Source organism: Pseudoalteromonas sp. 4NS20-0020, assembly GCF_057554385.1.
This window is the reverse complement of the sequence record NZ_BAAJMI010000008.1, coordinates 37371-62121: the sequence shown is the minus strand read 5'-3', so window position 1 is coordinate 62121 and position 24751 is coordinate 37371. Positions and strand designations below refer to the sequence as shown.

Genomic DNA, 24751 nt, shown 5'->3' with positions numbered 1-24751 from the left:
CACATTGATTGTGGCCTTTTTTATAAACTTAATTCATATCACCATTAAAGGTAAATTGTGCCTTTTAAATACCTAACAGCATGGCCTGTTAAAGTTACCGTTGACTCCCCAACATCGCACTGTATATGACCACCTCGGCTAGATGCCTGATAGGCAGTTAACTGTGTTTTACCTAACAACTGTGACCAATATGGAGCAAGCCCTGTATGAATAGAGCCCGTGACATAATCTTCATCGCCACCGCTGGCAGGCCAAAAATAACGAGAAACAAAATCGTATTCATCACTAGGCGCAGTGGCAACTACATCGTATGGCGCTAATGTTTTTAAGAGTAGCGACTCGGTATTTAAGCTCTCTACTTGCTTAGCCGATTCATAAACAGCAAAGTAAGCTTGGCGATTTTTAAGTACCTTAATAGGTTGTATAGACAAGCCATTTAACAGTGCCTTTGGCGGGTTTTTAACCTCTACAGGTGCTTGTTTAGGGAATGTCATAGCAAAGCAGCCATCATTGTTTTTAATAACAATAAGCTCACCCACTGCATCAGCGATAAAGCGAATTTGCGATACATTATGTTCTTCACATAATACATACGCAGCAGCCAAAGTGGCATGGCCACAAAAGTCTATTTCCATTAAAGGTGAAAACCAACGAATAGCAAAACGCCCATCAGTTTGCCTACAGGTAAACGCAGTTTCAGATACGTTGTTTTCAGCGCCTATGTTTAGCATTAGGTCATCATCCAACCACGACTCAAGTGGGATAACAGCTGCATAATTGCCTTTAAATAAAGCGTGTGTAAACGCATCAATTTGGTGAATAGTTAATTGCATTAGCTTCCCTAGTATTTTAAATACACGCCGAGGGTAATAAATCTTTTGGCACTGAGGTTTTATTTTCACCAATCGCTTTCATTCCTGTGACTGGCTGATCAAAGCCGCACAACCAAGAAATTGGGCTAGAGGGGCTGCCCTCAACAACTGCTGGTCTAAACGTTAACGTGGTATTTTGTAAAGGCCGAGATGCTTTGTTGCCTAAAGCAATATGTATGGCACCGTTTTTAATAGTAATTCCCGTTACCCTATTCCCTATTAAGTATTGACTAGCAGGCACACCCGCTTCTTCATTATTATTAGGAAAACGTTTATTCTCGAGGTAAAACACAGTTACGTCTTCTCGTATTGCAGCCGCCATAGCAAGTGGATCAACAAGCTCTGCCTTTTGCATGTATTTACTGTATTGAGGCAATGCTACAGCAGCCAAAATACCAATAATTGATACAACCACCATTAACTCTATGAGCGTAAATCCTTTTGCTTTCATAATACTTCTCCATACATAAATAGTGGTTTATAGGCCGCTGATACAAACAAATAAATAGAGACAACAATCACTGCACCATAAACGATTATAAGTTTATTAATAAAGTATTTTGCGCGCTGATTAAACTGTTTTAACTGCTGCTGCAACAGTACTTCAAACTCATTTTGAGCATTTAACCCCAGTGCTTCACACTCATATAAATGCTTTGTTTCTGTGGTTGTAACACCTGAATTTACTGAGCTTAATGGAAAGAATAAAATAGCAGTTAGTGTTTCGTAGTTTTTGACTAGTTTTCGTGGGAAAAACACTTTAAACAAGCCTGAAAACGGCTTTAGCTCACTTAATACACTGGCGTTTTTGAGCTTTAAAATTACGCTAAGTATAAAGCTAAGCAGCAAAAATAATAATATGATCGGAACATACCAATAGCGAAAATAGCTATCAAAGATATTGTGATCATGTTGTTGATTCATGCTGTACATGTCTACAAATGCAGGGACAACAAAAAATTGGTAAAGAAGAGAAGATAAACAAAAAAACGCAAAAACAAACGTCAAATAAACAAGCCAGCCTTTATGCTCAAATTTAAAATCGTTGATTAATTTGGGTAAACACTGGTAATAAGTTGCACTTTTTTGCGCGGCTATTTCGTCTTGCGACACAACACCTACAACTAGCGCTTTTGCAAGTTCACTATCGTCGTTATCGCCTTGGTATATGCTTAGGCTCGCCTTTTCACTTAACCTTAGCTTATCGCTTTTGCTTAACTGTGCTGAACTATTTATCCGGCACAAATAGCCAAATTGCTCCCAATTCATACTCTATCCTTTGAATAACGATAAAGTAACATGCCATATATTTACCTAAATATAAATGAAAACATTAAGCCATTACTGGTCGCATTTTATAATATTGCATGCAACCAAATTGCACGGCATTAGTCAGCAACAACATGATAAACATAAGCAAGTGTGAAGTACTTGGTGTGGTATTAGTTAACTCAACAACTAAGCCACAAATGCCCGCTATGAACTGCAAACTAAAGTAACGAGCACTTAAATTACTTACATCACCTGTGCGCAGCGTTTTGTAGGTTTGTGGCATTACACGCACTGAGCTCATCACCAATCCTACATAAGTAAGTGCGTTGAGCACCCATGCTGTATCAAAGTTTGGACTTAATAACAGCGAAAAAGGCATAAGCGAAAAGCCAAGCATGAGTATTAATTGCAGCCGCTCTTGCTTTGCGGCGTTGTAACGGGCAAAAAAGTACAAGATCAAGCCGCTCAATACGCCTGTTACAAAAAAAGGTAAAGCAATAAAGTATCGCTCAAAATAAATGTTATACGTTATGAAATAGAGACTCTGTGCGACTCCAAATGTCATCATCAGCAAAGATAAACCAGAAACACTTCTGTTTTTTCTAATTTTATTTAGCAATGGTAAAAAGCTAAAAAGTAAAATAAATGAAGACAAAATAGGCAAATAGTGCGCCAAAACAACCTCGCTGTTACATAACGGTTACTTTAATTACTTAATAAAAACATTTATTAAACATCTGTTTTAAAAGGCTTTTACTGTGAGCGCGGCATTGTAGAGTGAAGTTAATTTAACTCAACTAAACAGCAAAAACCCTTTCAAGGAACTGGAAACTTATATTTACAAAATATGTTATGTAATGTGCACAGTTTATCAGTTTTCCGAATTCTTGTACTGCCACTATTAAATACAAATAACAATTGATATCATTTGCATATGAATAATTTAGATAATAATAACCCATGAGAAAAACACTTTTCAAAATTCATAGCTGGATTGCTCTCATTGCAATTATTCCATTAATTGTAATAAGTATTACCGGCAGTGTGCTTGTATTTAAAAGCGAGATAGATGGCTTACTTATGCCCGAAAGTCATTTTGTGATTAGCACTCAACCTGAACGTTTGAATATGGATGAGTTAATTTCCATCACTCAGAACGCTTACCCTGAGTATGTCATTGGTAGCTGGGAAATTTTTAACGACGATACTGCTGATCGGGTTTACTTAATCGAGCGCGAGTCGCAAGTTTGGTATAAATTTCATTTAAATCAATATACTGGTGATATTTTGTCAACTCCCGTGGGAACGAGCCATTATTTTACAGATTGGTTTTTAGAACTCCATTACACCTTTTTACTCAATGATTTAAAAAGCTTACCAGGCCAAACAGGCACCGTTTTGGGGTTCTTTTTTGCTTTATTTTTATTGGTGCTTGGAATAACCGGCCTCATTATTTACCGAAAGTTTTGGCAACGCCTATTTACCGTGCGTTGGCGCGCAACATTACAAATCGTATTAAGTGATATTCATAAAATGACTGGTGTTATTGGCTCACCTATTTTAATTGTTTTAGCTATAACCGGTGGATATTTTAATGGTGCCGTTTGGTATCACGAAGTACTTGAACACGCTGAAGAAGAACATCATGCCCTAACCAAAAACCTGTATAGCAAAAATGTTTCCTTCCAAGATATTTTAGATGACAGCAAGCGACAAATAGCCACGTTCAACAGCACTTACTTGGTTATGCCATTAGAGCCTGATGACAACATTACTGTATTTGGTGAAGTAAATTCTAATAACCCACTGGCAAGTGAATACGCTAATACCGTTTCGTATAACAAAATCACTGGTGAGCATATTGCCAATTGGGATATACGCCAAGTAGGTCTTGGCTGGAAAGTGCTAGACAGCTTTCGTAAGCTTCATTTTGGTTACTTTGCTGGCCTAATAAGTAAAATACTTTGGAGTTTTATAGGCCTAAGCCCACTATGGCTAAGCGCTACTGGCTTTTATTTATGGTTCACACGCCGCAAACGTAAAAAACAATCGCAAAAAAATCGTCATAATAAACAACGAACAATAACCGCTTGATTAAAAAGTCACCTCAATGTAATGTTAAAAATCACATTGAGGTGGCTTATGAAATCTATAGTATTAGTTACATTATTTTTGGTATTTTTAAGTGCATGTAAAAGCACTCCAACAACGCCTACAGTTGAGCAACCCCAGCTTACTGCGCTTATTAATCACACCCGCTTTAAACAAATAGACACTCCCAGCGAGTTGAGTATTTTTGAATTGCCAAACGCCGAAAAAAAACGCTTTTTAGCTTATGCCGACCAGCAGCAACTAAATGGTGTTAGAACCGATCGTATTATTTACAACTATTTAGAAAACCAACTTAGCGATTTTAGTTACCATGGTGACACATTAACTTCTTCGCAAACTCTGACTCGCGCACACGGCAACTGTATTAGTTTAGCGGTTCTTACACAAAGTTATGCAAATGCGCTGGGGCTAGAAACCAGCTTTCAAGAAGTTACTAGTGAACCTGTGTACGCAAAAGAAAGTGGAATGGTCTATGTAGCTAATCATTTCAGAACCATGGTATATGCACCAAAAGTTGAGAAAAAAGATAACGTTATTCAAGTTTTTCGACCAGGTACCCTGATTGATTATTTTCCTACACGCGGTAGTTTTTATTCTGGCAGCGCCAGCTACAATGACTTAGTGGCGAAGTTTTATGGCAACTTAGCAGCTAAAGCATTTGCTGAAGAAAATCTTAACGCTGCTTATTCTTTTATTTTACAAGCCAATAAATTTACCCCGAATGATCCTGAGCTTTTTAACATGGCGGGTATGTTACATCGCCGTGCGGGAGATTTAAAAAACGCAGAAGTAATTTACGAAACAGCAATAAACAATAATTTATCGAGCGTCAATTTAGTTAATAACTATCAACTATTAGCTAAACAACTTGGTAAAACTGTACTTGTAGAGCAACTAACCAGCCAATTAAATTACAAAGAAAGAGATCCTTATGAACTGCTTGCTCTAGCAAAAAACGAATTACAAACCGGTTATATTAATCGAGCAAAAGACCACTTAGAACTCGCTTTATTTAAAGCCCCCTATATCTCTGAGTTGTATCTAGAACTTGCTAAAGTTCGCTACCAGCAAGGTAAAACCGAGCGTTCAAAGCGACTTCTCAAAAAAGCAATTGAATACGAACGAGACGATAAAAAGCTAGACGTATATCAAGCCAAATTGTTGTCGCTACAATATAAATAGCAGGCTAAATTGAACTGTGGTTAATCGATTTACTACCCACAGTTCAACTAAGCTCATTAAATTTATTTAAAGCGAATAATAAAAGCTCAGCCATGCACGCATTTCATCATCAAAGCTGCTGCCCTCAACACGCGACACACCCACATTAAATGTTAAATCGTTAACACCCGCAGGCCCCATGCCAAAGCTAAAGTCACCTTGATATTTTAAACCGTAACTTTGTGCATAAACGCTGTCATCTAATTGATGCTGAGTGTAATAAAGCCATGGCATACCTTCTTTATAAGTAACTCCGCCGCCATATCCTTGGTAACGCTCGGCAGTTGCACTATAAAAAGGCAGATCAGCAGCAAGCACAAATTCGCTATTGTAGTGTTGGTTTATAAGGTTTGAGTTAAACCCGCCTAGCGCAAGGCGTGCATCGTCTCGCTGCTTTTGTGTAAAGTTAATGTACAAAGGAGCGTTATACACCTTACCAAATATGCTCGCATCGAGGTCATAACCTTGCCAATTGTTTTCACCTTTACCTTCGTACCAACGAGCATTAACACGTTGTCCTATAGCAAACGTTTGGCGGTCATATTGCCAACGTTGAGCAAAACCGACACGCGTCCAACGAGTATGGCTTTGTTTGTAATCAGTATAGTTATAAGCAAGCTCAGGGGTTAAGCTTAATTGGCCAAACTTAAGTGGATAGCTCATTGCTACAAACCCACCAAGAGCATCTATTTCGTTATTTAAATTGCTTGGGCTTAAAGCTTGATATTGCCGTGAGGTATCTAAGTTGTAGTCATACAAAGCGAGTTTAAACTTAACATCAAGCGCATTATATTTAGCGTTTACAAACCCGCCATGTAATGCATCATCGTTTAAGTCAATGCTATAACCGGCTTGCAGGTCTAGCTGCTTTAATAAATCACTGCTTTTAATACCCATACTTAATAAGCTGGTCGATGCAGAATAATACTGAGAACCCAACGCAAAGGTTGCATGCTGATCAAATATTGCATAATCGCGCTGTTCGCCAGCCTCTTGCGTGTATACTTTAGCCTCTGGCAATGTGTGCTCATTAACCATTAATAGCGGGGCTTTGCTATTAGCAGCTAAATCGGTCACCGTCGTTTTAATACTGGTATTCGCTAGGCTTTTTACATCAGGGCCGTCGGCATTAATCGATAAATAAAGCAGCGTTTCATCTTGCATTTCAATGGGGTGAGCAACCGCTTCTTGCCCATGTGTTAAACGCTTTAGGGTATTACTGGCTATATGGTAATTATAAATATCAGTCGTTTTATTTAATCCCGCAACAAAATAGATTGATTCGCCATTGTCACTAAAGCTAGGTTGGGTTAAATATTGATACCCGTTTGGCATAGGTACAGGCTGGCTAATACCACCATCAACATCTTGTATATACATTTGCCAGTTTTCGTTTAAAGAAGCTGATAAATAAACTAATTTTTTATTATCGGGGCTAAGCGTGGGGTAATCGTATGCAGTATTTAAGCTTTTTTTGAACAACGGCGTTATGGTGCCGGTATTAATATCTACTTTTACTAATTCAGAATAGCCATCACGTATTTGCTCTGCATACACTGCTTTACCGTCGCTTGTTGCATTAAAGCGTCTTAGCCCTGCAAACTCAGTTAGCTTTTCTATGTTGCCGGTTTCAATGTTATAGCTAAATATATCAGACACCCGATTATAAATACCCGACTCTTCAGTACTATAAGCATTAAAATACAGCGTCGTGCTATTTACCCATTGAGGGTTGGCTATACCTGCCCGGTTTATTTGATTAAGCACTTGTTTTTGTTCACGCTTAAACACGCTCGGTGGCGTATCTGGTATATCGAGTGGGTCTTGCTTAATTAACTCATTTTGTGCCTTTTCAAAGCTCTCCATCGCTTTGGTGTTATCTTCGGTGCTATAAATAACGAGCTTAGTATTACGCTTTACATCACGCTCAACTATTGCAAGCTTACTGCCATCATGTGAAAGTGCTGGAGTGCTTGCGTATAAATCAAGCTCTAGCCATAACTCACTATTGAGTGGTTGCTCTCCTTGCTCTTGCTGCATGGCCTTATACGTATATTCAGCAATAAAACGGCGATATAACTTCGCCGCACTTTGGCCAAACACACCTTCAAATGCTTCATCAAAATCACGCGACTTAACCGCCTGCATTCGGGTCCATACACTATCAAGTATTTGCTCAGAAAATGTTTGCTCTAGCCAATATAAAAACCGACTGCCCATCAAATAGGCCATAGAGCCACCCATAAAACCATTATCACTATTCAATTGCCCATAGGTTGGTAGCGCACCTTGTTGAGCAAATTCACGTAATATCGACTCAGAGTAATTATCAAATAAGCGCCCTCGTCCGGTCATTTTAGATTCAATTAACGTTGCATACCCTTCAGCAACCCAGCGCGGCGTATCACTGTAGGTTAAATCGTAAATATCCCACAAACCGCGCACTTTTTGCTGCCAGTGGTTGCGTGTAGGCTGGGCCAAATGCACTAAATGAATGTATTCGTGCAACACCAGTAACTGCTGCCAACCAGAACTGTTTGAAATCACCGTATCAGACTGCGGTGGGGTAGTAAAAAGTGCCATTACTGGGTTGCTTGATGTAGGCAAGGCAAACCCGTTCGCCGCATTTAAGGGGTCAAACACGACAACATCGACTATTTCATCGAGTGCACGATTTTGTTGTTCAAGCACTTTCGTGCGAACAATTTCAAGTTCAACCGCGGTCGATTTAGCAAAATCAATATGCTCAATGCTGTAGTGCACATTAAAATGCTCGGTATGAATGGTTTGCCAATCCGCAGCGAACGCGGGGGCAGCGAGCAACAAAGCTGAGGCAATGAGTGACTTTTTCACAATAATCCCTTAAGTAGCATTTTCAATAATGCTTAGAGTATTATTAAACTCACTGAGTTTGCAGTAAAAAAGTGTAATAAAGCATGTGCAAATGTGTTTTCGCACATACTTTATTGTTTGCAGAAATTACATCCAACTACGAGTGTCTGACTCAGCCTGTTTAAGCGTAAAATCAATCACAAAATCAGCGTCTTGCTCTTTTATGTATGGCATAAACGCAAAGCCATGAGCAAGTTGTATATACAGGCTTTTCAATCCTGATCTCCGCATTAAATAGGTACTTTCGCTACTAGCACTTTGTACTTTATATAGTTCAAACACGCGATAATGTACGCCAATCATGCCTTTACGCACAACCATGTAAAATCGGCCATCATCTTCATGTAAATAGTAACCATAACGTTGATACGACAAGGTAACCAAGCCTGCAAATACAACAAGCACACCCACGCTGATAAAGTAATTAAACTCATTAAAATAACAAAAAACAGCCACAAGTAAGCTAGGTAACAATGCATACAAGACTAAGTTTTTATACCAAAGTGCTCGCTCTGCCTGCTTAAATGCCAGTGCGCTGTTGTTAAACCACGGGTAAATCCACTGGCATACGCTGTTTACTTGCTCGTTATTTAACACAGGTAAAACTAAGGTTTGTTTATTTTTTTTAGCGGCCATACCCGCCATTGCACCACCGCTACTCGCTTGCAAAAATTCAACGGTAAAGCGCTTAAGTAACCGGGCAATAATATTTTGCTTAATGACAATCGACTGCACTTTGTCTAAGCTCATCGATAACTGGTGGCGCTCTAATAAACCGGCAATGCGTTTAAACTTTTTACCTTTAAAATAAAGCTGATAATTATAAAACCGAATCAGCGACATTCCCACCGAAAGCAAAACAGCAATAAGCACCACAAGTACAAACATTGTGAATATAGCAAATAACGCTGCACTGGCTACAAGACCAAGTTCTTGCTCATAAAACCCTTCTACTTTTGTGATTAATTGCTTTTCAAGCACATCGGCTACCACATTTATGAGTGGTGCAATGGCGGCTAGCGCTAAAATAGCCATGTTTGACATTAAACCAAACTTGGCTATTTCTTTGTTTGAAATAAACAAACTACTTTGCTCAGTAGCCTCGTCTGTTTCTACTTCGCTGTCTGGCTCAAGTTGCTGCTGGGCCTTATAAGCAAATATTTGCTTTCGCATTTGCTCTGCGTAACCTTGGGTTACGCCCGGCAATACAGCTTCTTGAGCCGCGCTACCTGCCGCATCAAAAATACAATTAACCAACGTTACTGGTTTAAAGTAAAAAGGCTCAGCAATATTTACATTTTGTACTCGCTCAAATTTAAGCGTTAAACGTTCTTTTTTAAAAACACCTTTATTGAGTAGTATTTCGTTATCGCTTGAAATACAAAACCTAAAGTTTCTGTAATATAAAACCGAGTATAAAAGCAAAGCACTTACAGCCACTGCTGCTGCAATTTGCCCCCAGAAGAGTTTGTTTTCTACTTGTGTAACAAATACAAAGCCAAGCGGTAATAGGTTAAATATACCGTCACGCACAAAACGCACACCAAAATGGACAACAAAATACACAAGTGCCCAAGGCGATACCTTTTGCCACAATTGCGTCTGGCCAGCACCCGTTTGTGTAGTATGAGGTGTAAAATCACTCATCGGCTGGTACAGCCTGAGTAGACGTTTGCTCTTGGCGGTAATCTTGAACAAACTGGCGCATATTTTTACAATCCGTGTGTGTAAGCCCGCTTACTTGCAAATCGGCACTCATACCACCGGCGCTATACAATTTTAAACTGGCTAAACCCAGCTTTCGCTCAATAGGGCCGCGGTGTATTTCAATGTGCTGTACGCGCGCTAGCGGTAAAATAGTAACCCGCTGCCAAATAATTCCTTTTTTAAACGCAATGTCGTGCTGACGCATAGCCACACCTTGCAATTTAATGCTCGCAACGCTGTAAAGCATAGAAGTGAGAATTAAAATAGGCATACCAATTAATAAGTACGTTTGCGCGTTATTCGCAAAATTTTCGTTGAAGTAACAAATTGCGGCTAATATTGCGCTAAAGGGAATATAAAACACTAACCAGTTAAGTTGTGCATGCAGCAATGCTTTATCGGCAAGCGCTTTAAATTCAATGTTTTTATGCTGTGGTAAATCCGTTATTTGCTGATTGTTAAACACACTATTTCCTATACTGTTTTTATTATTTTATTCGTACACAAAGCCTAATTAGGCATATCTAATTATGCCCATTCTATAGATGTTACCAACGTGTGGCTTTGCTGTGGTGCAAGAGTAACAGCATCATCTAATACATTGGCGGCTTCTAGGCATAACATGGTTTTGTATTCATCGTCAGCAAAATTAGACAAGCGCTTTGATTTTTCAATCCACGGATTCCAAAGCACACACGAACTAGAGTTTGCTCGCCCAACTTTAATAACGCCTTCGGGCGTATTTATATATTGAATAGGTGTGGCTTGGGTGTAAACCATATCGGTTTCACGTTCAAATCCAACAACCGCTTGTTGCGTAAAAGGTCCTTCAGCAAATTCAATATATTGCGCGCCTTGTAAGCCGTCAACGTGTGTATTAGTAATATCTGACGTTGGAAAATATGTATGCAACGCTTGTGTATAGCTAAACGCCGTATCGCCTAAGTTTGTTGTGGTTAGTCTCACCTCAAGCGAATCACTTAAAACAAATTCCACCTTCAATGCCGACTGATGCGCCCAATATTCAGCGTTCACCAACTTCATGGGTAGTTTTAAGCTCACAGTAATACATTCCTCAGTTTCATTAACCTCATCAGCTTGCCACAAGCTGGTTCGGGCAAAACCGTGTGCGGGCCAACCACCGTTAGCATGTGTCCCAAACCAAGGCCAACAAATAGGAATACCACCGCGAATACTCATGCCTTCTGAGAACGTTTCATTACCCGACACCCAAATAAGAGGTTGCTTACCTTTAGGTGTAAATTGCGTAATTTGACCACCTTGCAAAAATATTTTTGCATCGCACAAATCACTTTCAATATTAATAAATTCAAGACCGGTTTCGGTGTGTTCAATGCTCACTGATGGCGATAATTTCATGCCTTTCCCTTTAATATTAATAATCACAACGTTCAATACTCTTACATATAACGTAAAGTATAAACCAAGCAAATAAGTTTTTGCTTATTCAGACAATCATTGTGAGCATATTGATAGTTGTATATCATGCACTTACTTAATCTATAATTTAATTAATTACACACTAAACGCATAAAATGAATCGTAAAAAAGCAATTTGAGCAGTGTATTTAATAGTTCAAACGTAGCTAAAATGCTTAACTAAGCATTCCCACCTATTAAACACCCTTAATTAAAGGGGGCTTGCTTTAAGGTAAATTAGTTTCTACTCTAATTAATAAAAACGAGTAACAGCAGTAAAAAATTAAATTTTTAATTTGAATTCAATTTATTTGATGTGTAACATTTCGCGATTATGGCAAAGCATCGCTTTTCGACGAGATAAACACATGCAAAAATATGACGAGTTATTGGTATCTTTACGTAAAGTGATCCGAGCGATTGATTTACATTCAAAGCAACTTAATAAAACAGCCGGCTTAACTGGCCCACAACTGCTTATAATGCACGAAGTGTCTCAAACTGATGGCATCACTGCTAGCCGCATTGCGCAAAATGTAAATTTAAGTCCAGCGACCGTAACTAATATTCTCGACAGAATTGAAAGCAGAGATCTGGTTACGCGCGTTCGAAGCCAAATGGATAAACGTCGAGTGAGCTTACACCTCACCGAAAAAGGGAAAGAATTACTACTTAAAGCCCCTCAACCATTACAAGAACACTTTATAGAAAAGTTTTCTGGCCTGGCTGAATGGGAGCAATCTTTGTTACTTTCCTCTATGCAGCGCATAGCAGCAATGATGGATGCAGACAAATTAGATGCATCTCCCTTACTTGAAGTGGGCGCACTTACACAAGCGCCTAAAGAATAAAAAACGAACAATAAAAAATATAATGGTTTTGTACTAAGCTCTTAACCCAAGGTGTTATTAATATCTTGGGTTTTTATTTTTAACCAAACGAAAAGAAGCAGCTAATATGACCAAACTCTCAAAATTATCGCTCGCATTTATTTTAGGTAGTGTTTCGAGTACTTCTTACGCCACCGATATCGACACGCTTCAAAGTCAATTAAAACAACTACAGCAGCAAATGAAGCTGCTTGAACAAAAACTAGTTGAAGAAAAATCTAAACAGCAAAAAATTAACGAAAAACACCAAGAGCAAGTTGCACTTATCGAGAAAAAAGCTGACCAAAACGTTGTGGTGGCAGAAGCGCCGAAAGAAAAAAGCAGCGGCATAAAGGTAGGCGGTGCTATTCGTACTAACTTTAGTTATGCATCGTATGATGACGATAACGAAGACCGCGGCGGCGACTTCGATTTTGACGTTTTTAGACTTAATTTTTCTGGTGATGTAGGCGACGTTATTCTTAACGCAGAAATTCGCTTTTTTGATTACATGACCGCAGTAAAATATGCTTATGCAGCGTACGATTTTGCAGACGATTGGCAAGTACAAGCAGGTATCACCAAAGTACCCTTTGGTAACTGGCCTTATAATTCGCACAACTGGTTTTTTAACACCACCTATTACATCGGTTTAGAAGATGATCACGATTTAGGCATCATGTTTAAACGTAAAATTGCAGATAACTGGCAATTAGATCTCGGCTTTTTCAAAAACGATGAGCTTGGTGGCGTAGATGGCTACGTTGACAACCGCAGCGATCGCTATTCATACGATGTAGTTGGCGTAAGAGCCCCAGAAGACGGCATTTACGCAGAACCTGTAACCCAAATAGGCGAATACAATACGTTTTCGGGCCGTTACGGTTACCATTTTGAACATGACGGCGGCACAACCGAGTTAGGTTTTTCTGCGTTATCTGGCGGGTTACATGACGGTAATGACCGCGCAGGCGACTATTATGCATGGGCTATGCACCTAAATAGCAATATTGATGCATGGAACTTTCAGCTTCAACATGGTGAATACAACTACGACATAGATAATATTGATCGTATGGCCGTAGGTGCTTACTCGTTTTACGACAGTATTGCCGCAGAAGCAACCATGACCAATGCAAACATCGCTTACAGTATGCCAGTTGAGTGGGGCCCAGTGACAGGCCTACAATTTTATAACGATTACGGGATTATCTACGATAAATCTGACAGCAGCGCAGATACGTGGATGAACGTGACGGGTGTTTCTGTAGCCGCTGGCGGCTTGTTTACCTACTTTGATTTTGTACATGCTAAAAACCAACCTTTCGTTGGTGGATCGATTGCCGGTGACAGCAGCGAAACAGAAAAACGCTTTAATATAAACATTGGTTATTATTTTTAATAACTACTGTTTAGTCTACAAAAAAGGGCATACTGGGTATGTCCTTTTTTATTGGAATAGCGTTTTAGCTTTATAATAAATGTAAAATTGGCCTACACTTTAAATTAGTCGCCACTCACTATAGCGCCGTCAATGAATATAAAATCGTCACTTATCTGTTATAAAAATGTAGGGTTAAAAATGCTAGGCTTAACCTTAGTGGCGCTAGGCATTGTAGGCATTATGCTTCCGGTCATGCCCACGACTATATTTTTTATTTTGGCGCTCACTTGTTTTACTCGCTCATCACCTGCACTTGCAAATTGGTTACTTAATCACCCTCGCTATGGTGTTACCTTGCAGCAATGGCAAGCTCATAAAGTGGTACCAACCAAAGCTAAGTACTTTGCCGCTATTGGTATGCTTACTGGCTTTATACTTTTACTTAATTCAACAGCACCTATTTGGGTTGTATACCTTGTAGCAGCAATAGAAATTGCGGTTATGATTTACCTTATTTTAAGACCCTCACAACCCCCTCAGCACTAAACCTCGTTTAAACGCACTAACATTTAGCCTGAATTCAGGTTATTTAAAATATTAATGTAAAGTTACGTAAGTAAATTTGTAATAAGTAATGCAAATCATTATCATGTAATAAATTTTATTACATTAAATTATTTATGTCGTTTATTAATAAGCGAGCTTTGTACAGTACAAGCCGTGCCCTACATATTTATATTTCTACCGCTTTGTTTTTTTTACTCATTCTATTTTGCGTTAGCGGTATTGTACTTAACCATGTTGACTGGCTTAAAAACGATAAAAGTAACGGGCAAGTCACCGCAACTATTCCAGCTGAGCTTGTAACTAAAGCCAACGCACAGCTAAATACACTGCCTTTGCTTTACCCAGAAATAGAAGCCTATCTAGCTACACAATACTCACTCACCAAGGTAAAAAGTATTGAATGGGAAAAAGAAGACGCACTTGTCATGCTCGACTATCCCCTTCCGGCCGGTTTTGCTTACGCTGAGCTTGACTTTACAACTGGCGAGCTAAACCTCGATTACCAAACAGGCGGCTTTTTAAGCCTTATTGGCGATTTACATAAAGGTCGCTACACCGGTGAAGTGTGGAGCTGGGTAATTGATATCTCAGCGGTATTGATGATTATTTTTGCCATCACCGGCATGATTATTTTGTTTCAAAACAGAAAAAAACGCTTAGCAGGTATATGGATAACCGTTTTAGGCATCGCAACGCCATTGGTTATTTATTTATGCTGGGTACCACAAATTAAAGGAGTGTCTTAATGTTAAAAGTTAGTACTGTATTTAGCGCAGCATTATTAATGGTTGCCGCACTATTTCAAACAACGGTTCAGGCACAAACGCCACAGCTAGAGATTGAACTCACCCTACCCGACCTTGATGTACAACCTTATCATCGACCGTACGTTGCTGTGTGGCTAGAAACACCAGAGCGCAAACACGTAACAACGCTTGCACTTTGGGTTCAAAAAGCTGAATGGTTTAAAGACTTACGTCAATGGTGGCGTAAAGCAGGTAAAACCAATATTAACTTTGACGGTATAAGTGGCGCCACTAAGCGCGCTGGTACTTATACAATTGATTGGCAAGGTAAAGATTTAGACGGCAACGCCGTAGCACCTGGTAAATACCTTTTAAATATTGAAGTTGTTCGTGAAGAAGGAGGCCGTGATTACAAACGCCTCGAACTCGATTTAACAAAGCCAGGTAAAATTACCATCGATGGTAAAAAAGAGTTTTCAACCAGTTTTGTTACCGTAAACGCTAAGTAGTAGCTATTTATAATTCGAATTTAAAGGACAGAAAAATGAAAATTAATTTATTAAAAACAGCATTAATTGGCGCACTTAGCTTATCAGCGCTGGTATCTACATCAGCCAGCGCACATGGCCGTTGGTTATTACCATCACACACCTCACTTTCTGGGGATAAAGCGCATTATGTAATGATTGATGCGAGTATTTCTAACGAAATGTTTGCCCCCGACAAAGCCTTTAAGCCAAAAGAGAAAGACGCTCAATGGGACGACACATTACTCATGGCGCTTATGCCAAACGGCGAGCCGGTTAGCGACACTATTCGTGCTTATTACTTAAAACGCAAAAGCTCAGCCGCAGTTAGTTTAACTGAACAGGGCACCTACCACATTGCAATGACACAAAAGCCAATGTACATGACCTTTTATAAAGATGAAGAAGGTAAACGCAAACGTGTATTTGGCAAAAAAACAGACGCTAAATTACCTAGCAACGCTCAAGGCGTACGCACCACTAAAATGATTTCAACGGTAGACACGTTTGTAAGCCGTAACGGTACATCTAAGCCTGCATTATTAGGTTTAGGCCTTGAACTAAGTGGCCCAACCCATCCAAACGATTTATTTGTAGGCGAGCAAGCGCGTTTTCAATTACTACAAGACGGGAAGCCTGCAGGCGAAGGTATTGAAGTAAATATTTTAAGAGGTGATACTCGCTACCGCAACGAACGTGGCGAAGTAAAAGTAACCACCGATAAAAACGGCTTCTTTACAACAACATGGAACGCACCGGGTATCTATTTGATTGAAACCGCCACTGAAGTTGATGTAAATGAAGAGGGCGTAGACTCAGGTCGTTATGCATTATTTACAACACTTGAAGTTGCGCCTGAGTAATTTTTTAGGCATTTATTTAAACGTATTTTCTAAGCCAAGTTTTTAACTTGGCTTTTTTATGCCTATCACTTTTTTTCAATCTCTCTTTTACTTTTATTGATTTCGCAACCATTCGCCACAAGATTACAACAGTAACGATCTAACCGTCTGTAACGTACGTAAACAGTGGCCTTACTTATTAAAAACGTGAATAACATAGATGGTTTTTATCTTTGCACGTAGCTGAGCGCTTCTATATGATTCGCTCCTTTTTCAAACTCACCAAAACAACGACGTTCTTAAGGAACATAAATGACTTTTAAGCGTTTATCAGCTAATAAATTAGCACTTAGCTTGGCCGTAACCTCTGCACTTAGCAGCTCTTTCGTTACAGCTAATGCGGCAGAACAAGATACCCAAGCACAAGAGAATATAGAAGTAATCTCAGTAACAGGGACTCGCCGTAGTTTGCGAAGTATTGCTGAAAGCTCAGTGCCAGTAGATATTATTACTAGCAGCGACATGGCAAGCACAGGTCAACTTGAAATCAGCCAAGTTCTTGCCAACCAAGTGCCTAGCTTTAACTTTCCAAGTGCCACTTTAGGTGATGGAACAGACCACGCAAAACCTGCTGTACTGCGCGGCTTAGCGCCCGATCACACTTTAGTGCTTATCAATGGTAAACGCCGTCACTCTGGCGCGCTTTTAAACTTAGCAGGTGTTGTAGGTAGAGGATCTACTGCGGTAGATTTAAACATGATCCCTACATCAGCCATTAAGCGCGTAGAAGTACTTCGCGATGGCGCTGCAGCGCAATACGGCTCTGATGCCATTGCTGGGGTGATTAATATTGTTTTAAAGGATGCCTCTGAAGGCGGCAGTGTAAGCGTAACCTATGGTGAATACGATACACAAATGGCGGGCGCACCGAACTTAGAAAGCACCTACGCAGATGCAAACGGCGACCTTGCATTTAACCTGGGTGATGACCGCGAAATTAGCGATGGCGCCACACGCACAATTAGCGCTAACTCTGGATTTGCATTATCAGACAGCGGCTTTGTAAATCTATCGATTGAATACCGCGATAACAGCCCAACACAACGCTCTGGTTTTGATCCTCGCGAGCAATATAGCCGCCTTGACGATGGCAGCCTAGACCCGCGCGAATTTACTATTGACCGTTACAACCATCGTTTTGGTAAAGCTGACCTTGAAGATTACGCTTTATTTTACAATATGGGTTACGAGCTAGATAACAGCCTAAACCTGTATTCATTTGGTAGCTACTCAAAACGAGAAGGTAACTCAGGTGGCTTTTACCGCCGTGCGCAAGACAGCCGCAACGTATTAGCACTTTACCCAGATGGCTTTTTACCGCAAATTGAAACCGATGTTGAAGATTACTCATTTGCCCTAGGTCTAGAAGGTGAAACGGGCGACTGGACATGGGATGTAAGTACCAACTATGGCCGCAACGACTTTTCATTAGGCGTTGTAAATAGCTTAAATACGTCTTTGGGTGCCACCAGCCCCACCGAATTTGATAACGGCGCACTAGTTTATGACCAATTTATAGTCAATGGTGATGCAAGCACAACCCTTGATTTAGGATTACCTGACGACGTGTTTTTTACTCTAGGTGCTGAATACCGCCACGAAAGCTATAAAATAGAACAGGGTGAAGAAGCCTCTTACATTACTGCACTTGATAGCAATGGCAACCCAATTGCTGCCGGTGGCGCGCAGGTACTTTCGGGTTTTGGTCCAGAAAGCGTAACCGATGAAAGCCGCCATAACGTTGCACTATTTGTTGAGTTTGACACCTACCTAACCGACAACTGGAACATGGTTTTAGCAAGCCGCTACGAAGATTACAGCGACTTTGGCAACACCTTTATCTCAAAGCTTGCAACACGTTACAGCGTAAACGAAAACTTATCGCTACGTGGGGCAATTAGCACAGGTTTCCGTGCACCATCGCTTGCACAAAGCTCGTATCGCCAAATTTCAACCGTACTTGAAAACAACCAAGCGTTTGAAGTAGGCCTATTCCCAACAGATGCACCCGCAGCGCAAGCCCTTGGCGGAAAACAGTTAGACGCTGAAGACTCAGTTAATTTAACTGCTGGCTTTGTATACACCCAAGGTAACTTTAGCTTAACGGTTGACGCCTACCGTATTGATATTGATGACCGTATTGTGCTCTCTGAAAATTTAAGCGGTGCCGCAGTACAACAAATTTTAACGGATGCTGGTGAGTTAAATACCGAAAGCGTACGCTACTTTACCAACGCAATCGACTCACGCACGCAAGGCGTAGACATTGTTGCAACTTACCTACTTCAGTTAGATAACTTTGGCGATGTGCGCTTAAACGCAGCGGCTAACTTTAACGACACCGAAGTGACACACGTTGACGATAATCCTGAACAACTAAACTCTTTAGGAGACGACTACGTTGTATTTGCACGCCGTGAAGTAGGTCGTTTTGAAGAAGGCACACCAGACAACAAACTGAATCTGTCGGCCGTGTGGAACTTTAACGAATGGCAAACAACGTTACGTGCAACACGTTACGGTGAAGTTGCTGATATTTCCACAACAAGCGATCGCGATGAATACCTAGACGCCAAATGGATAACCGATTTAGAAGTGGCATATCGTCCTAATGACGAATGGAAATTTGCACTGGGTGCCAATAACTTATTTGACCAATACCCGCAAGCTACGGTCGATAACATTGGTTACTCTACCTTTAGCCAAATATTCCCGTACACACCCTATACACCGTACAGTTTAGATGGCCGCTTTTTATACGGTAACATTACTTACAGCTTTTAATTTGTATAATTAAAACCAGTCGTTAAAACAAAAAAGGATGCGCTATGCATCCTTTTTATTAATAGTTAGTAATTTTAACCACTAATTAGTCTTTTAATTTTTAGCAAAAAACTAAATTTATTATAAAACAAATACTTAAATTTAGGCCCCATTATTGCTCTAGTCTTGTTATATTAACAAATAACGTCACATTAAAAGGACTAACCATGAGCTCATCAACTGTATCTACCATTGCTAAACCACTTTCGCTAATTAGCGGTATTTTATTATTAAGTGGCTGCGTGTTTCATATTTCGCCAAGCGTTGCATCGGTAAAACAAACACAACAACTTACATTACCTAGCAATAACCTTGAATACCTAGACGTATTAAGCGGCGCAGGTTCACTTAAAATAATGGGCTCATCAACAGCAACCAGTATTAATGTTGACGCCACTATTTACACAGCCGATATTGACGACGAATACGAACTCACACTCGATCAGAGTGGAACTAAAGCAAAGCTTGTTGCCCAAAATACAAGTAATAATGGAATTAGCTTTTACAGCGGTCAATCGCCAAGCATTGATTTAGTGGTCACAGTCCCTAACAACCTTAAGCTAGATATTGATGATGGCTCGGGCGATATAACTATTAATGCCATGACAAATAATATTGATGTAAAGGATGGCTCTGGCAGCTTATCAATCAATGGCGCTAAAAATCTAAACATAGACGACGGCTCGGGTGATATTTCGCTTCAAAGCATTGCCGGCAACCTAGATCTTAACGATGGTTCGGGCAGCATTACTATTAATAACGTTAATGGCAATGCAAATATTGATGATGGCTCAGGCGATATGAGTGTAAATAATGTGCGCGGTACATTAACTGTTGAAGACGGGTCAGGAAGCATAGCAATACAACATATTAATGGCGCTGTAGACGTTGAAGATAACTCAGGCGACTTAACCATTGAGCATGTTGATGCAAACGTTACCATCGAAGATGGTTCGGGCAGTATTCGTGTTAATCATGCAAAATCATTGACTATTACTGAAGCAGGCTCGGGCGATGTAAGCATTGATAATGTGAACGGCCCTGTAAAATACAACCAATAAGATCAGCTGTATCACCTCAGCTTTAAATAATAAAATGCACTTAGCATGCGCTTAAGTGCATTTCTTTTTAAAAACTTTATAATCCACTAATAGCCAACTAACTCTGCATAACCTTTACCTTTAAAACCACCTTGGGTTTTAATTCGCCCCTCCCAGTAGGGAATACTCAATTGATTACGTGAATCGGGGTTACGCGCTTCAATGGTTATAGGCTCAAACCCCTCAACATTAAGCTGCCATTTAATAGGGTAGGATTTATTACTTGGCGTTGTTTGCGCCGTTTGGGTTGTAAGCTCAGATGTTTTTAATACCTGTAAGGTCACGTCATTATTTGCTATAGCGCGCACTTGTCCATCGGAAGTAATGTGCGATGCACTGCAGTAATCATAACTTTGCTGGCCATTACGAATACAAAATGCCATCAAACCACCCTGCTTTTTATCATCAGCCTGAATGCTAAACCAGTCCCACCCATTTTGGCTCGGATCGATTAACGCCGAAGACCACTCTCTGTCTAACCAAGCATCTCCGGTTACTTTATACGTTTCACCTGCAAATGTAATGTTGCCTTTGGCTTGTAAAAACGGATAGCTGTAATAATAAGAGGCATGCCCTTGGTGAGTTTTTTGGCTATAACCTTGCTCGCCATGCTTTACAAGCGGACTATTAGCCAGCACCAAATTAGCACTGTAATTTTCCTGCTGCGCCTTTAAGTTAAGCGGTAAAAATGTTGCCTCTTTACTTGCTAACTGCCAATCATCTAAGCGAGCCTCAAATGGCTGCGCAGTAATATTAACTTGCCCCGAGCGACCATACTTTTCAAACGCATGGTGCTGGGTATCTGATTGTATTGCAAAGTGAGCAAAATACAGCTGCCCGTTCCACCATGGCGACGTTTCAGTTGCAGTGTTTTTATCATCAACAGAGAGCCTAAATAAAGTCCATTGCACACCAAAGGTGTCGCCATTATCGGCCTCTAAATTAGCAGTAACGTACCACCATTCAATACCTTGCTGATGATGCGCCCCATGGTCGCTTGGAAAGCTCAGCCCTTGGTGTTTATTTACAGGTTCACCAAATTGCTGTGCAAATCCGCTATGCATTTGTTTATTTTTACTTAATTGCTCTACTTCTGGCTGGCACACGCTTAATGTGCCAATAAAAACAAAGATAATGGCTGCTTTTAGTCTATTCATGTAAGTCCTATAACTTGGCGACATTATCGGCAACTGCGCTTCGCGTTAATTTTATTAGCGGTAACGCACTCACAAATAAGGCTAAAATAAATATAAGCACAGTAAAACCACCTAATTGCAGCCAATTAACGGTCATGGCCATGGTCCAACCAAAGGCAATGGGCATTACGTAAGTTAATAATACCCACCCAAGGCAAAGCCCCAAAGGTATAGCCAATAACAAGGTGGCTAAAATAATAAGTGCGGCTTGCAATATTTTTGCACCCAATAATTGCAGTTGAGTCACACCCAACGTTTGTAATACTGCCATAGGCTGCAATTGCCCCCGCCCCAGGGTTAAAAAGCTCACCCACATACCAAACAATGCAATCAGCATAATAAATATATTAAGCGCCTGAGTAACATAAAAAGTTTTACCAAATAACTGCTTAGCAAAGCGCTTAAACTGCTGATTAGCAATGACTTGTTGGCTATCTAATTGGTGCTGTTTTTGAATATATTCGGCTATGGCGTCAACGTCACTATTGGGCTTTAGCCAAAGCGATAAACCATACTCGGTGTAACTTAAGCTGCTATTTAATAGTGCTGTTGTAGTGACTACCACATTTAAACCTTGCTCGCCGTAATCATAATAGGCAGCGCGTACTTGGCACGTTAGTGTATTAATATGCTGCCTTAGGGTTATTACGTCACCGACTGTAAGCGAGTACTGCAGCAAGGCGGGTTCATTCACTAAGCAACCCACAATCCCATTTTTGTTTTTTTCAAATACTGTAGATGTAGGTGCTTTATTGTTTAACAAAGTAAGATGTTGGTTGTAACTGGCCGTTGCACCAAATGCCATAACATCAACAGCAACCATGGTTTTAGGTGTTTTAAGCTCACTGTTAGCTGACCAATATACGCCCACCTTTTCAACTTCTGGGAGTTCACGCAACTTAACCCCTAACGCTTGAATGTTTTGATCGGGCCTTACGTATAAATCGGCGCTTAGGCGTTTTTCAAGGTGTGTATCTAAGGTGTCGCTAAAACTGCCAACCATAATTTGCATACCTACGGCGGCCCCCATCGCCATTAAAATAGCGAGCACTGAGCTTAGTAATGCGGGTAATTGCACTATGCTATCGGCTTTTAACCACTGAATAATGGGGTTTTGTGTTGGCCATGGCAGTTTAAAAACGGCTTTAACTACCGGTGGCGTAATAACAAAAAAGAGGAGTAGCACACAAACACACAGCAACAAGGCGCCCATTTTGGTATTTGCCGTTAGCGCTAAATAACTGGTTGCTGTAATGGCGAGCATTAACATTGGCCATTTAATACGCGCTAAAACAGTACTTAATCGAGCCGACTGGCTGGCTAAAAATCCTAACAAAACAAAAATATTAAGTGTAAAGCCACTGGCAACCATGCTGCTATCAAGGTTTACTACAAAGCTTCTATCTAGTTGGTAAAGCCCTCTCAGAGTGGCCGATACATCCATAACCAAGGCGTTTGCTAGTGCCGCGCCTAATATCGCACCTAACACAGCCGCAAAAAAACTAAGCAACGTTAATTCAATAGCCAGCGCCTTAATTAACGCCGACCGCTGACACCCCAACACCCACATTTGCTGCTGTAAGTGAGCGCGCGCATTATATGCCAGCTTAATTGCGTTAAAGCTTAAAAACGCACCTACCACATAACCCAACAATGCCAGCGCTTGTAAATTAAAGAAAAACGCCTCCGATAGCGCGTCAAAAGCTTGCTCTTGCGCAGCTTCAAGGCGTGCTTGCTCGCCTAGCAATGCGTTTAACTTAGCTGCTTGTTTACTATTTAAACCACTTACTTCAAAGTAACTGATCACCCCATTTGCACGCAGTAATTTATCAGCAAGGCTAATGTCCACCAGCATGGTCATGCCTAAACCTTGCAGTTCACTTACCGGTAAAGCGCGGGTGGCATTGCCCATTTTTATATTAATACGGCTGTTTTTTAAATTTAGCCGCTGCATTAATTTAGGATCGATATAAACAGTATTTAGTAGCTGTTCAAAACCGGAGTAACTATTGTTTGCTATTGATGCTGATGCTGAGCTGTCGGTATTTTGTGTAAGCCATTGCAATAAATTGACACCTCTAAGTGCGAGCTTTTGCTGCTTATCGGTTTCAATTACACCTTCTAAAACGGGTTGAACCTGCGTAAAACCAGCGGCCCTAATGCGCGACCACATACTGTTGGGCAACCTGTTTTCACCTAATACAGGGCGTATAAAATGCGTCACGGGGTTTGCAATTAGTGCTGTGGTTTGTTGATAGCGCTTACCGGCCTCAAGGTTTAAACCTTGTATTGCAGTAAGTAACGCCGCACCTAAACTAAAACCAATAAAAAACAGTAATAACAGCCCTACATGACGGCGATAAAACTGCATATACGTTATTAATATAAGTTTAAGTTCAGCCATTAATTTGGCCATCTTTTAAAAATAGTTGCGTAGTAAATTGATTAGCCAATTGCTGACTATGAGTGACCATAATTAGTATTATTTGCTCTTCTTCACACAAGCTTTTTAATAGCGTAACGATATCGAGTGAGCGAGCGGCATCAAGGTTGCCGGTCGGTTCATCAGCCAATAGTAGCTTAGGCTTATTTAATAGCGCACGGCCTATTCCTACTCGTTGCTGCTCACCACCCGATAGCTGTTCAGGCATCGCTGTTAGCTTATTTTCTAAGCCTAGCTTTTTAGCCATTGTATTTACTTCATCGTCGCTCGGCGATAACCCATTAAGCCTTGCTTGAAAGCACATGTTGTCTTTTACATTTAACGGGCTGAGTAATTGATAATGCTGAAAAATAATCCCTATTTTACGCCTATAAAGCGCAAGCTCACTGGCAGTCAATTCACTAATTTTTTGCTCATTAACCGAAATAGTTCCTGCATCAGGAGACAGTAAACCGGCTAATAAATTTAATAATGTTGTTTTGCCCGAGCCACTATCGCCCAGTAAAGCAATGTGTGCAGCGGGTAAAATAGTTAACGATAAATCATTAATTATTTGTCGTTTTGTGCCACCATCTTGGCGTGTAAAAAACACATTATTTAGCGAAATCATAAAAGAAAGGTTATTCCTGTAATAAAAATACGGCCCGTTATATAAACGATACCATAACAGTAATACGG

21 protein-coding genes are annotated in these 24751 nt (G+C 40.3%); 10 read left to right on the top strand and 11 right to left on the bottom strand.

Annotated features, from left to right (window positions below; all coding sequences use genetic code 11):
* Positions 1-44: 44 nt before the first annotated feature.
* From AC27JL_RS17705 to AC27JL_RS17690, 4 genes are all read right to left on the bottom strand, one after another.
* On the bottom strand, positions 45-833 hold the full coding sequence (locus tag AC27JL_RS17705; RefSeq protein WP_487196230.1) for a PhzF family phenazine biosynthesis protein: 789 nt from the start codon (positions 831-833) through the stop codon (positions 45-47).
* 16 nt (positions 834-849) lie between these two features.
* Positions 850-1323: a pilin gene (locus tag AC27JL_RS17700; protein ID WP_006792506.1), complete on the bottom strand. Its 474-nt coding sequence runs from the start codon at positions 1321-1323 to the stop codon at positions 850-852.
* The gene (locus tag AC27JL_RS17695; protein WP_487196229.1) at positions 1320-2141 is read right to left on the bottom strand and encodes a hypothetical protein; all 822 of its coding nucleotides are present in this window, start codon (positions 2139-2141) and stop codon (positions 1320-1322) included. The genes AC27JL_RS17700 and AC27JL_RS17695 overlap by 4 nt, the downstream gene beginning before the upstream one ends.
* Positions 2142-2205: 64 nt before the next feature.
* Complete coding sequence (locus tag AC27JL_RS17690) at positions 2206-2820, bottom strand: SemiSWEET family transporter (protein ID WP_487196228.1); 615 nt, start codon at positions 2818-2820, stop codon at positions 2206-2208.
* Positions 2821-3104: 284 nt separating this feature from the next.
* On the opposite strand from AC27JL_RS17690, the gene AC27JL_RS17685 reads away from it, so the two are divergent.
* Both AC27JL_RS17685 and AC27JL_RS17680 read left to right on the top strand, forming a co-directional pair.
* Positions 3105-4238 (top strand): PepSY-associated TM helix domain-containing protein, encoded by a 1134-nt coding sequence (locus AC27JL_RS17685; RefSeq protein WP_375276937.1) that lies wholly within the window; start codon positions 3105-3107, stop codon positions 4236-4238.
* Between the two features lie 48 nt (positions 4239-4286).
* Positions 4287-5438 (top strand): tetratricopeptide repeat protein, encoded by a 1152-nt coding sequence (locus tag AC27JL_RS17680; RefSeq protein ID WP_039038180.1) that lies wholly within the window; start codon positions 4287-4289, stop codon positions 5436-5438.
* Between the two features lie 66 nt (positions 5439-5504).
* On the opposite strand, the gene AC27JL_RS17675 is transcribed toward AC27JL_RS17680, so the two are convergent.
* From AC27JL_RS17675 to AC27JL_RS17660, 4 genes are all read right to left on the bottom strand, one after another.
* Positions 5505-8330 carry a TolB family protein gene (locus AC27JL_RS17675; protein ID WP_487196227.1) on the bottom strand — a complete coding sequence of 942 codons (2826 nt, stop codon included), beginning with the start codon at positions 8328-8330 and terminating at the stop codon, positions 5505-5507.
* A 126-nt stretch (positions 8331-8456) separates the two neighbouring features.
* Positions 8457-10016, bottom strand: coding sequence for a PH domain-containing protein (locus AC27JL_RS17670; RefSeq protein ID WP_058430051.1), 1560 nt, complete (start codon positions 10014-10016; stop codon positions 8457-8459).
* Entirely contained in the window at positions 10009-10542 is a 534-nt protein-coding gene (locus tag AC27JL_RS17665) for a PH domain-containing protein (protein ID WP_058430050.1), read from the bottom strand. Before AC27JL_RS17665 ends, AC27JL_RS17670 begins: the two co-directional genes overlap by 8 nt.
* Positions 10543-10604: 62 nt before the next feature.
* Positions 10605-11456: a D-hexose-6-phosphate mutarotase gene (locus tag AC27JL_RS17660; protein ID WP_487196226.1), complete on the bottom strand. Its 852-nt coding sequence runs from the start codon at positions 11454-11456 to the stop codon at positions 10605-10607.
* Between the two features lie 428 nt (positions 11457-11884).
* On the opposite strand from AC27JL_RS17660, the gene AC27JL_RS17655 reads away from it, so the two are divergent.
* From AC27JL_RS17655 to AC27JL_RS17620, 8 genes are all read left to right on the top strand, one after another.
* Positions 11885-12367 carry a MarR family winged helix-turn-helix transcriptional regulator gene (locus tag AC27JL_RS17655; protein WP_008131907.1) on the top strand — a complete coding sequence of 161 codons (483 nt, stop codon included), beginning with the start codon at positions 11885-11887 and terminating at the stop codon, positions 12365-12367.
* Positions 12368-12473: 106 nt separating this feature from the next.
* Complete coding sequence (locus AC27JL_RS17650; protein ID WP_487196225.1) at positions 12474-13787, top strand: porin; 1314 nt, start codon at positions 12474-12476, stop codon at positions 13785-13787.
* A 132-nt stretch (positions 13788-13919) separates the two neighbouring features.
* Positions 13920-14315 carry a YbaN family protein gene (locus AC27JL_RS17645; protein ID WP_487196224.1) on the top strand — a complete coding sequence of 132 codons (396 nt, stop codon included), beginning with the start codon at positions 13920-13922 and terminating at the stop codon, positions 14313-14315.
* A gap of 134 nt (positions 14316-14449) precedes the next feature.
* Positions 14450-15082 carry a PepSY-associated TM helix domain-containing protein gene (locus tag AC27JL_RS17640; RefSeq protein WP_487196223.1) on the top strand — a complete coding sequence of 211 codons (633 nt, stop codon included), beginning with the start codon at positions 14450-14452 and terminating at the stop codon, positions 15080-15082.
* On the top strand, positions 15082-15591 hold the full coding sequence (locus tag AC27JL_RS17635) for a DUF2271 domain-containing protein (RefSeq protein WP_006792520.1): 510 nt from the start codon (positions 15082-15084) through the stop codon (positions 15589-15591). Before AC27JL_RS17640 ends, AC27JL_RS17635 begins: the two co-directional genes overlap by 1 nt.
* Positions 15592-15626: 35 nt before the next feature.
* Positions 15627-16472 (top strand): DUF4198 domain-containing protein, encoded by an 846-nt coding sequence (locus AC27JL_RS17630; protein ID WP_487196222.1) that lies wholly within the window; start codon positions 15627-15629, stop codon positions 16470-16472.
* A gap of 291 nt (positions 16473-16763) precedes the next feature.
* Positions 16764-19295 (top strand): TonB-dependent receptor plug domain-containing protein, encoded by a 2532-nt coding sequence (locus AC27JL_RS17625; RefSeq protein WP_487196221.1) that lies wholly within the window; start codon positions 16764-16766, stop codon positions 19293-19295.
* Positions 19296-19501: 206 nt separating this feature from the next.
* Positions 19502-20395 carry a DUF4097 family beta strand repeat-containing protein gene (locus AC27JL_RS17620; RefSeq protein ID WP_487196220.1) on the top strand — a complete coding sequence of 298 codons (894 nt, stop codon included), beginning with the start codon at positions 19502-19504 and terminating at the stop codon, positions 20393-20395.
* Between the two features lie 86 nt (positions 20396-20481).
* On the opposite strand, the gene AC27JL_RS17615 is transcribed toward AC27JL_RS17620, so the two are convergent.
* The 3 genes from AC27JL_RS17615 to AC27JL_RS17605 are packed head-to-tail and all read right to left on the bottom strand — an operon-like array spanning position 20482 to position 24683.
* Positions 20482-21591: a lipocalin-like domain-containing protein gene (locus AC27JL_RS17615; protein ID WP_487196219.1), complete on the bottom strand. Its 1110-nt coding sequence runs from the start codon at positions 21589-21591 to the stop codon at positions 20482-20484.
* Between the two features lie 7 nt (positions 21592-21598).
* Positions 21599-24034 carry an FtsX-like permease family protein gene (locus AC27JL_RS17610; protein ID WP_487196218.1) on the bottom strand — a complete coding sequence of 812 codons (2436 nt, stop codon included), beginning with the start codon at positions 24032-24034 and terminating at the stop codon, positions 21599-21601.
* The gene (locus tag AC27JL_RS17605; RefSeq protein ID WP_487196217.1) at positions 24027-24683 is read right to left on the bottom strand and encodes an ABC transporter ATP-binding protein; all 657 of its coding nucleotides are present in this window, start codon (positions 24681-24683) and stop codon (positions 24027-24029) included. Before AC27JL_RS17605 ends, AC27JL_RS17610 begins: the two co-directional genes overlap by 8 nt.
* Positions 24684-24751: the final 68 nt, after the last annotated feature.

Coding starts and splice junctions, on each gene's coding strand:
- AC27JL_RS17695 (WP_487196229.1), bottom strand. CDS start 2,141: ATGAATTGGGAGCAATTTGGCTATTTGTGCCGGATAAATAGTTCAGCA.
- AC27JL_RS17625 (WP_487196221.1), top strand. CDS start 16,764: ATGACTTTTAAGCGTTTATCAGCTAATAAATTAGCACTTAGCTTGGCC.
- AC27JL_RS17635 (WP_006792520.1), top strand. CDS start 15,082: ATGTTAAAAGTTAGTACTGTATTTAGCGCAGCATTATTAATGGTTGCC.
- AC27JL_RS17640 (WP_487196223.1), top strand. CDS start 14,450: ATGTCGTTTATTAATAAGCGAGCTTTGTACAGTACAAGCCGTGCCCTA.
- AC27JL_RS17615 (WP_487196219.1), bottom strand. CDS start 21,591: ATGAATAGACTAAAAGCAGCCATTATCTTTGTTTTTATTGGCACATTA.
- AC27JL_RS17620 (WP_487196220.1), top strand. CDS start 19,502: ATGAGCTCATCAACTGTATCTACCATTGCTAAACCACTTTCGCTAATT.
- AC27JL_RS17645 (WP_487196224.1), top strand. CDS start 13,920: ATGAATATAAAATCGTCACTTATCTGTTATAAAAATGTAGGGTTAAAA.
- AC27JL_RS17705 (WP_487196230.1), bottom strand. CDS start 833: ATGCAATTAACTATTCACCAAATTGATGCGTTTACACACGCTTTATTT.
- AC27JL_RS17650 (WP_487196225.1), top strand. CDS start 12,474: ATGACCAAACTCTCAAAATTATCGCTCGCATTTATTTTAGGTAGTGTT.
- AC27JL_RS17670 (WP_058430051.1), bottom strand. CDS start 10,016: ATGAGTGATTTTACACCTCATACTACACAAACGGGTGCTGGCCAGACG.
- AC27JL_RS17630 (WP_487196222.1), top strand. CDS start 15,627: ATGAAAATTAATTTATTAAAAACAGCATTAATTGGCGCACTTAGCTTA.
- AC27JL_RS17685 (WP_375276937.1), top strand. CDS start 3,105: ATGAGAAAAACACTTTTCAAAATTCATAGCTGGATTGCTCTCATTGCA.
- AC27JL_RS17605 (WP_487196217.1), bottom strand. CDS start 24,683: ATGATTTCGCTAAATAATGTGTTTTTTACACGCCAAGATGGTGGCACA.
- AC27JL_RS17660 (WP_487196226.1), bottom strand. CDS start 11,456: ATGAAATTATCGCCATCAGTGAGCATTGAACACACCGAAACCGGTCTT.
- AC27JL_RS17610 (WP_487196218.1), bottom strand. CDS start 24,034: ATGGCTGAACTTAAACTTATATTAATAACGTATATGCAGTTTTATCGC.
- AC27JL_RS17700 (WP_006792506.1), bottom strand. CDS start 1,323: ATGAAAGCAAAAGGATTTACGCTCATAGAGTTAATGGTGGTTGTATCA.
- AC27JL_RS17655 (WP_008131907.1), top strand. CDS start 11,885: ATGCAAAAATATGACGAGTTATTGGTATCTTTACGTAAAGTGATCCGA.
- AC27JL_RS17680 (WP_039038180.1), top strand. CDS start 4,287: ATGAAATCTATAGTATTAGTTACATTATTTTTGGTATTTTTAAGTGCA.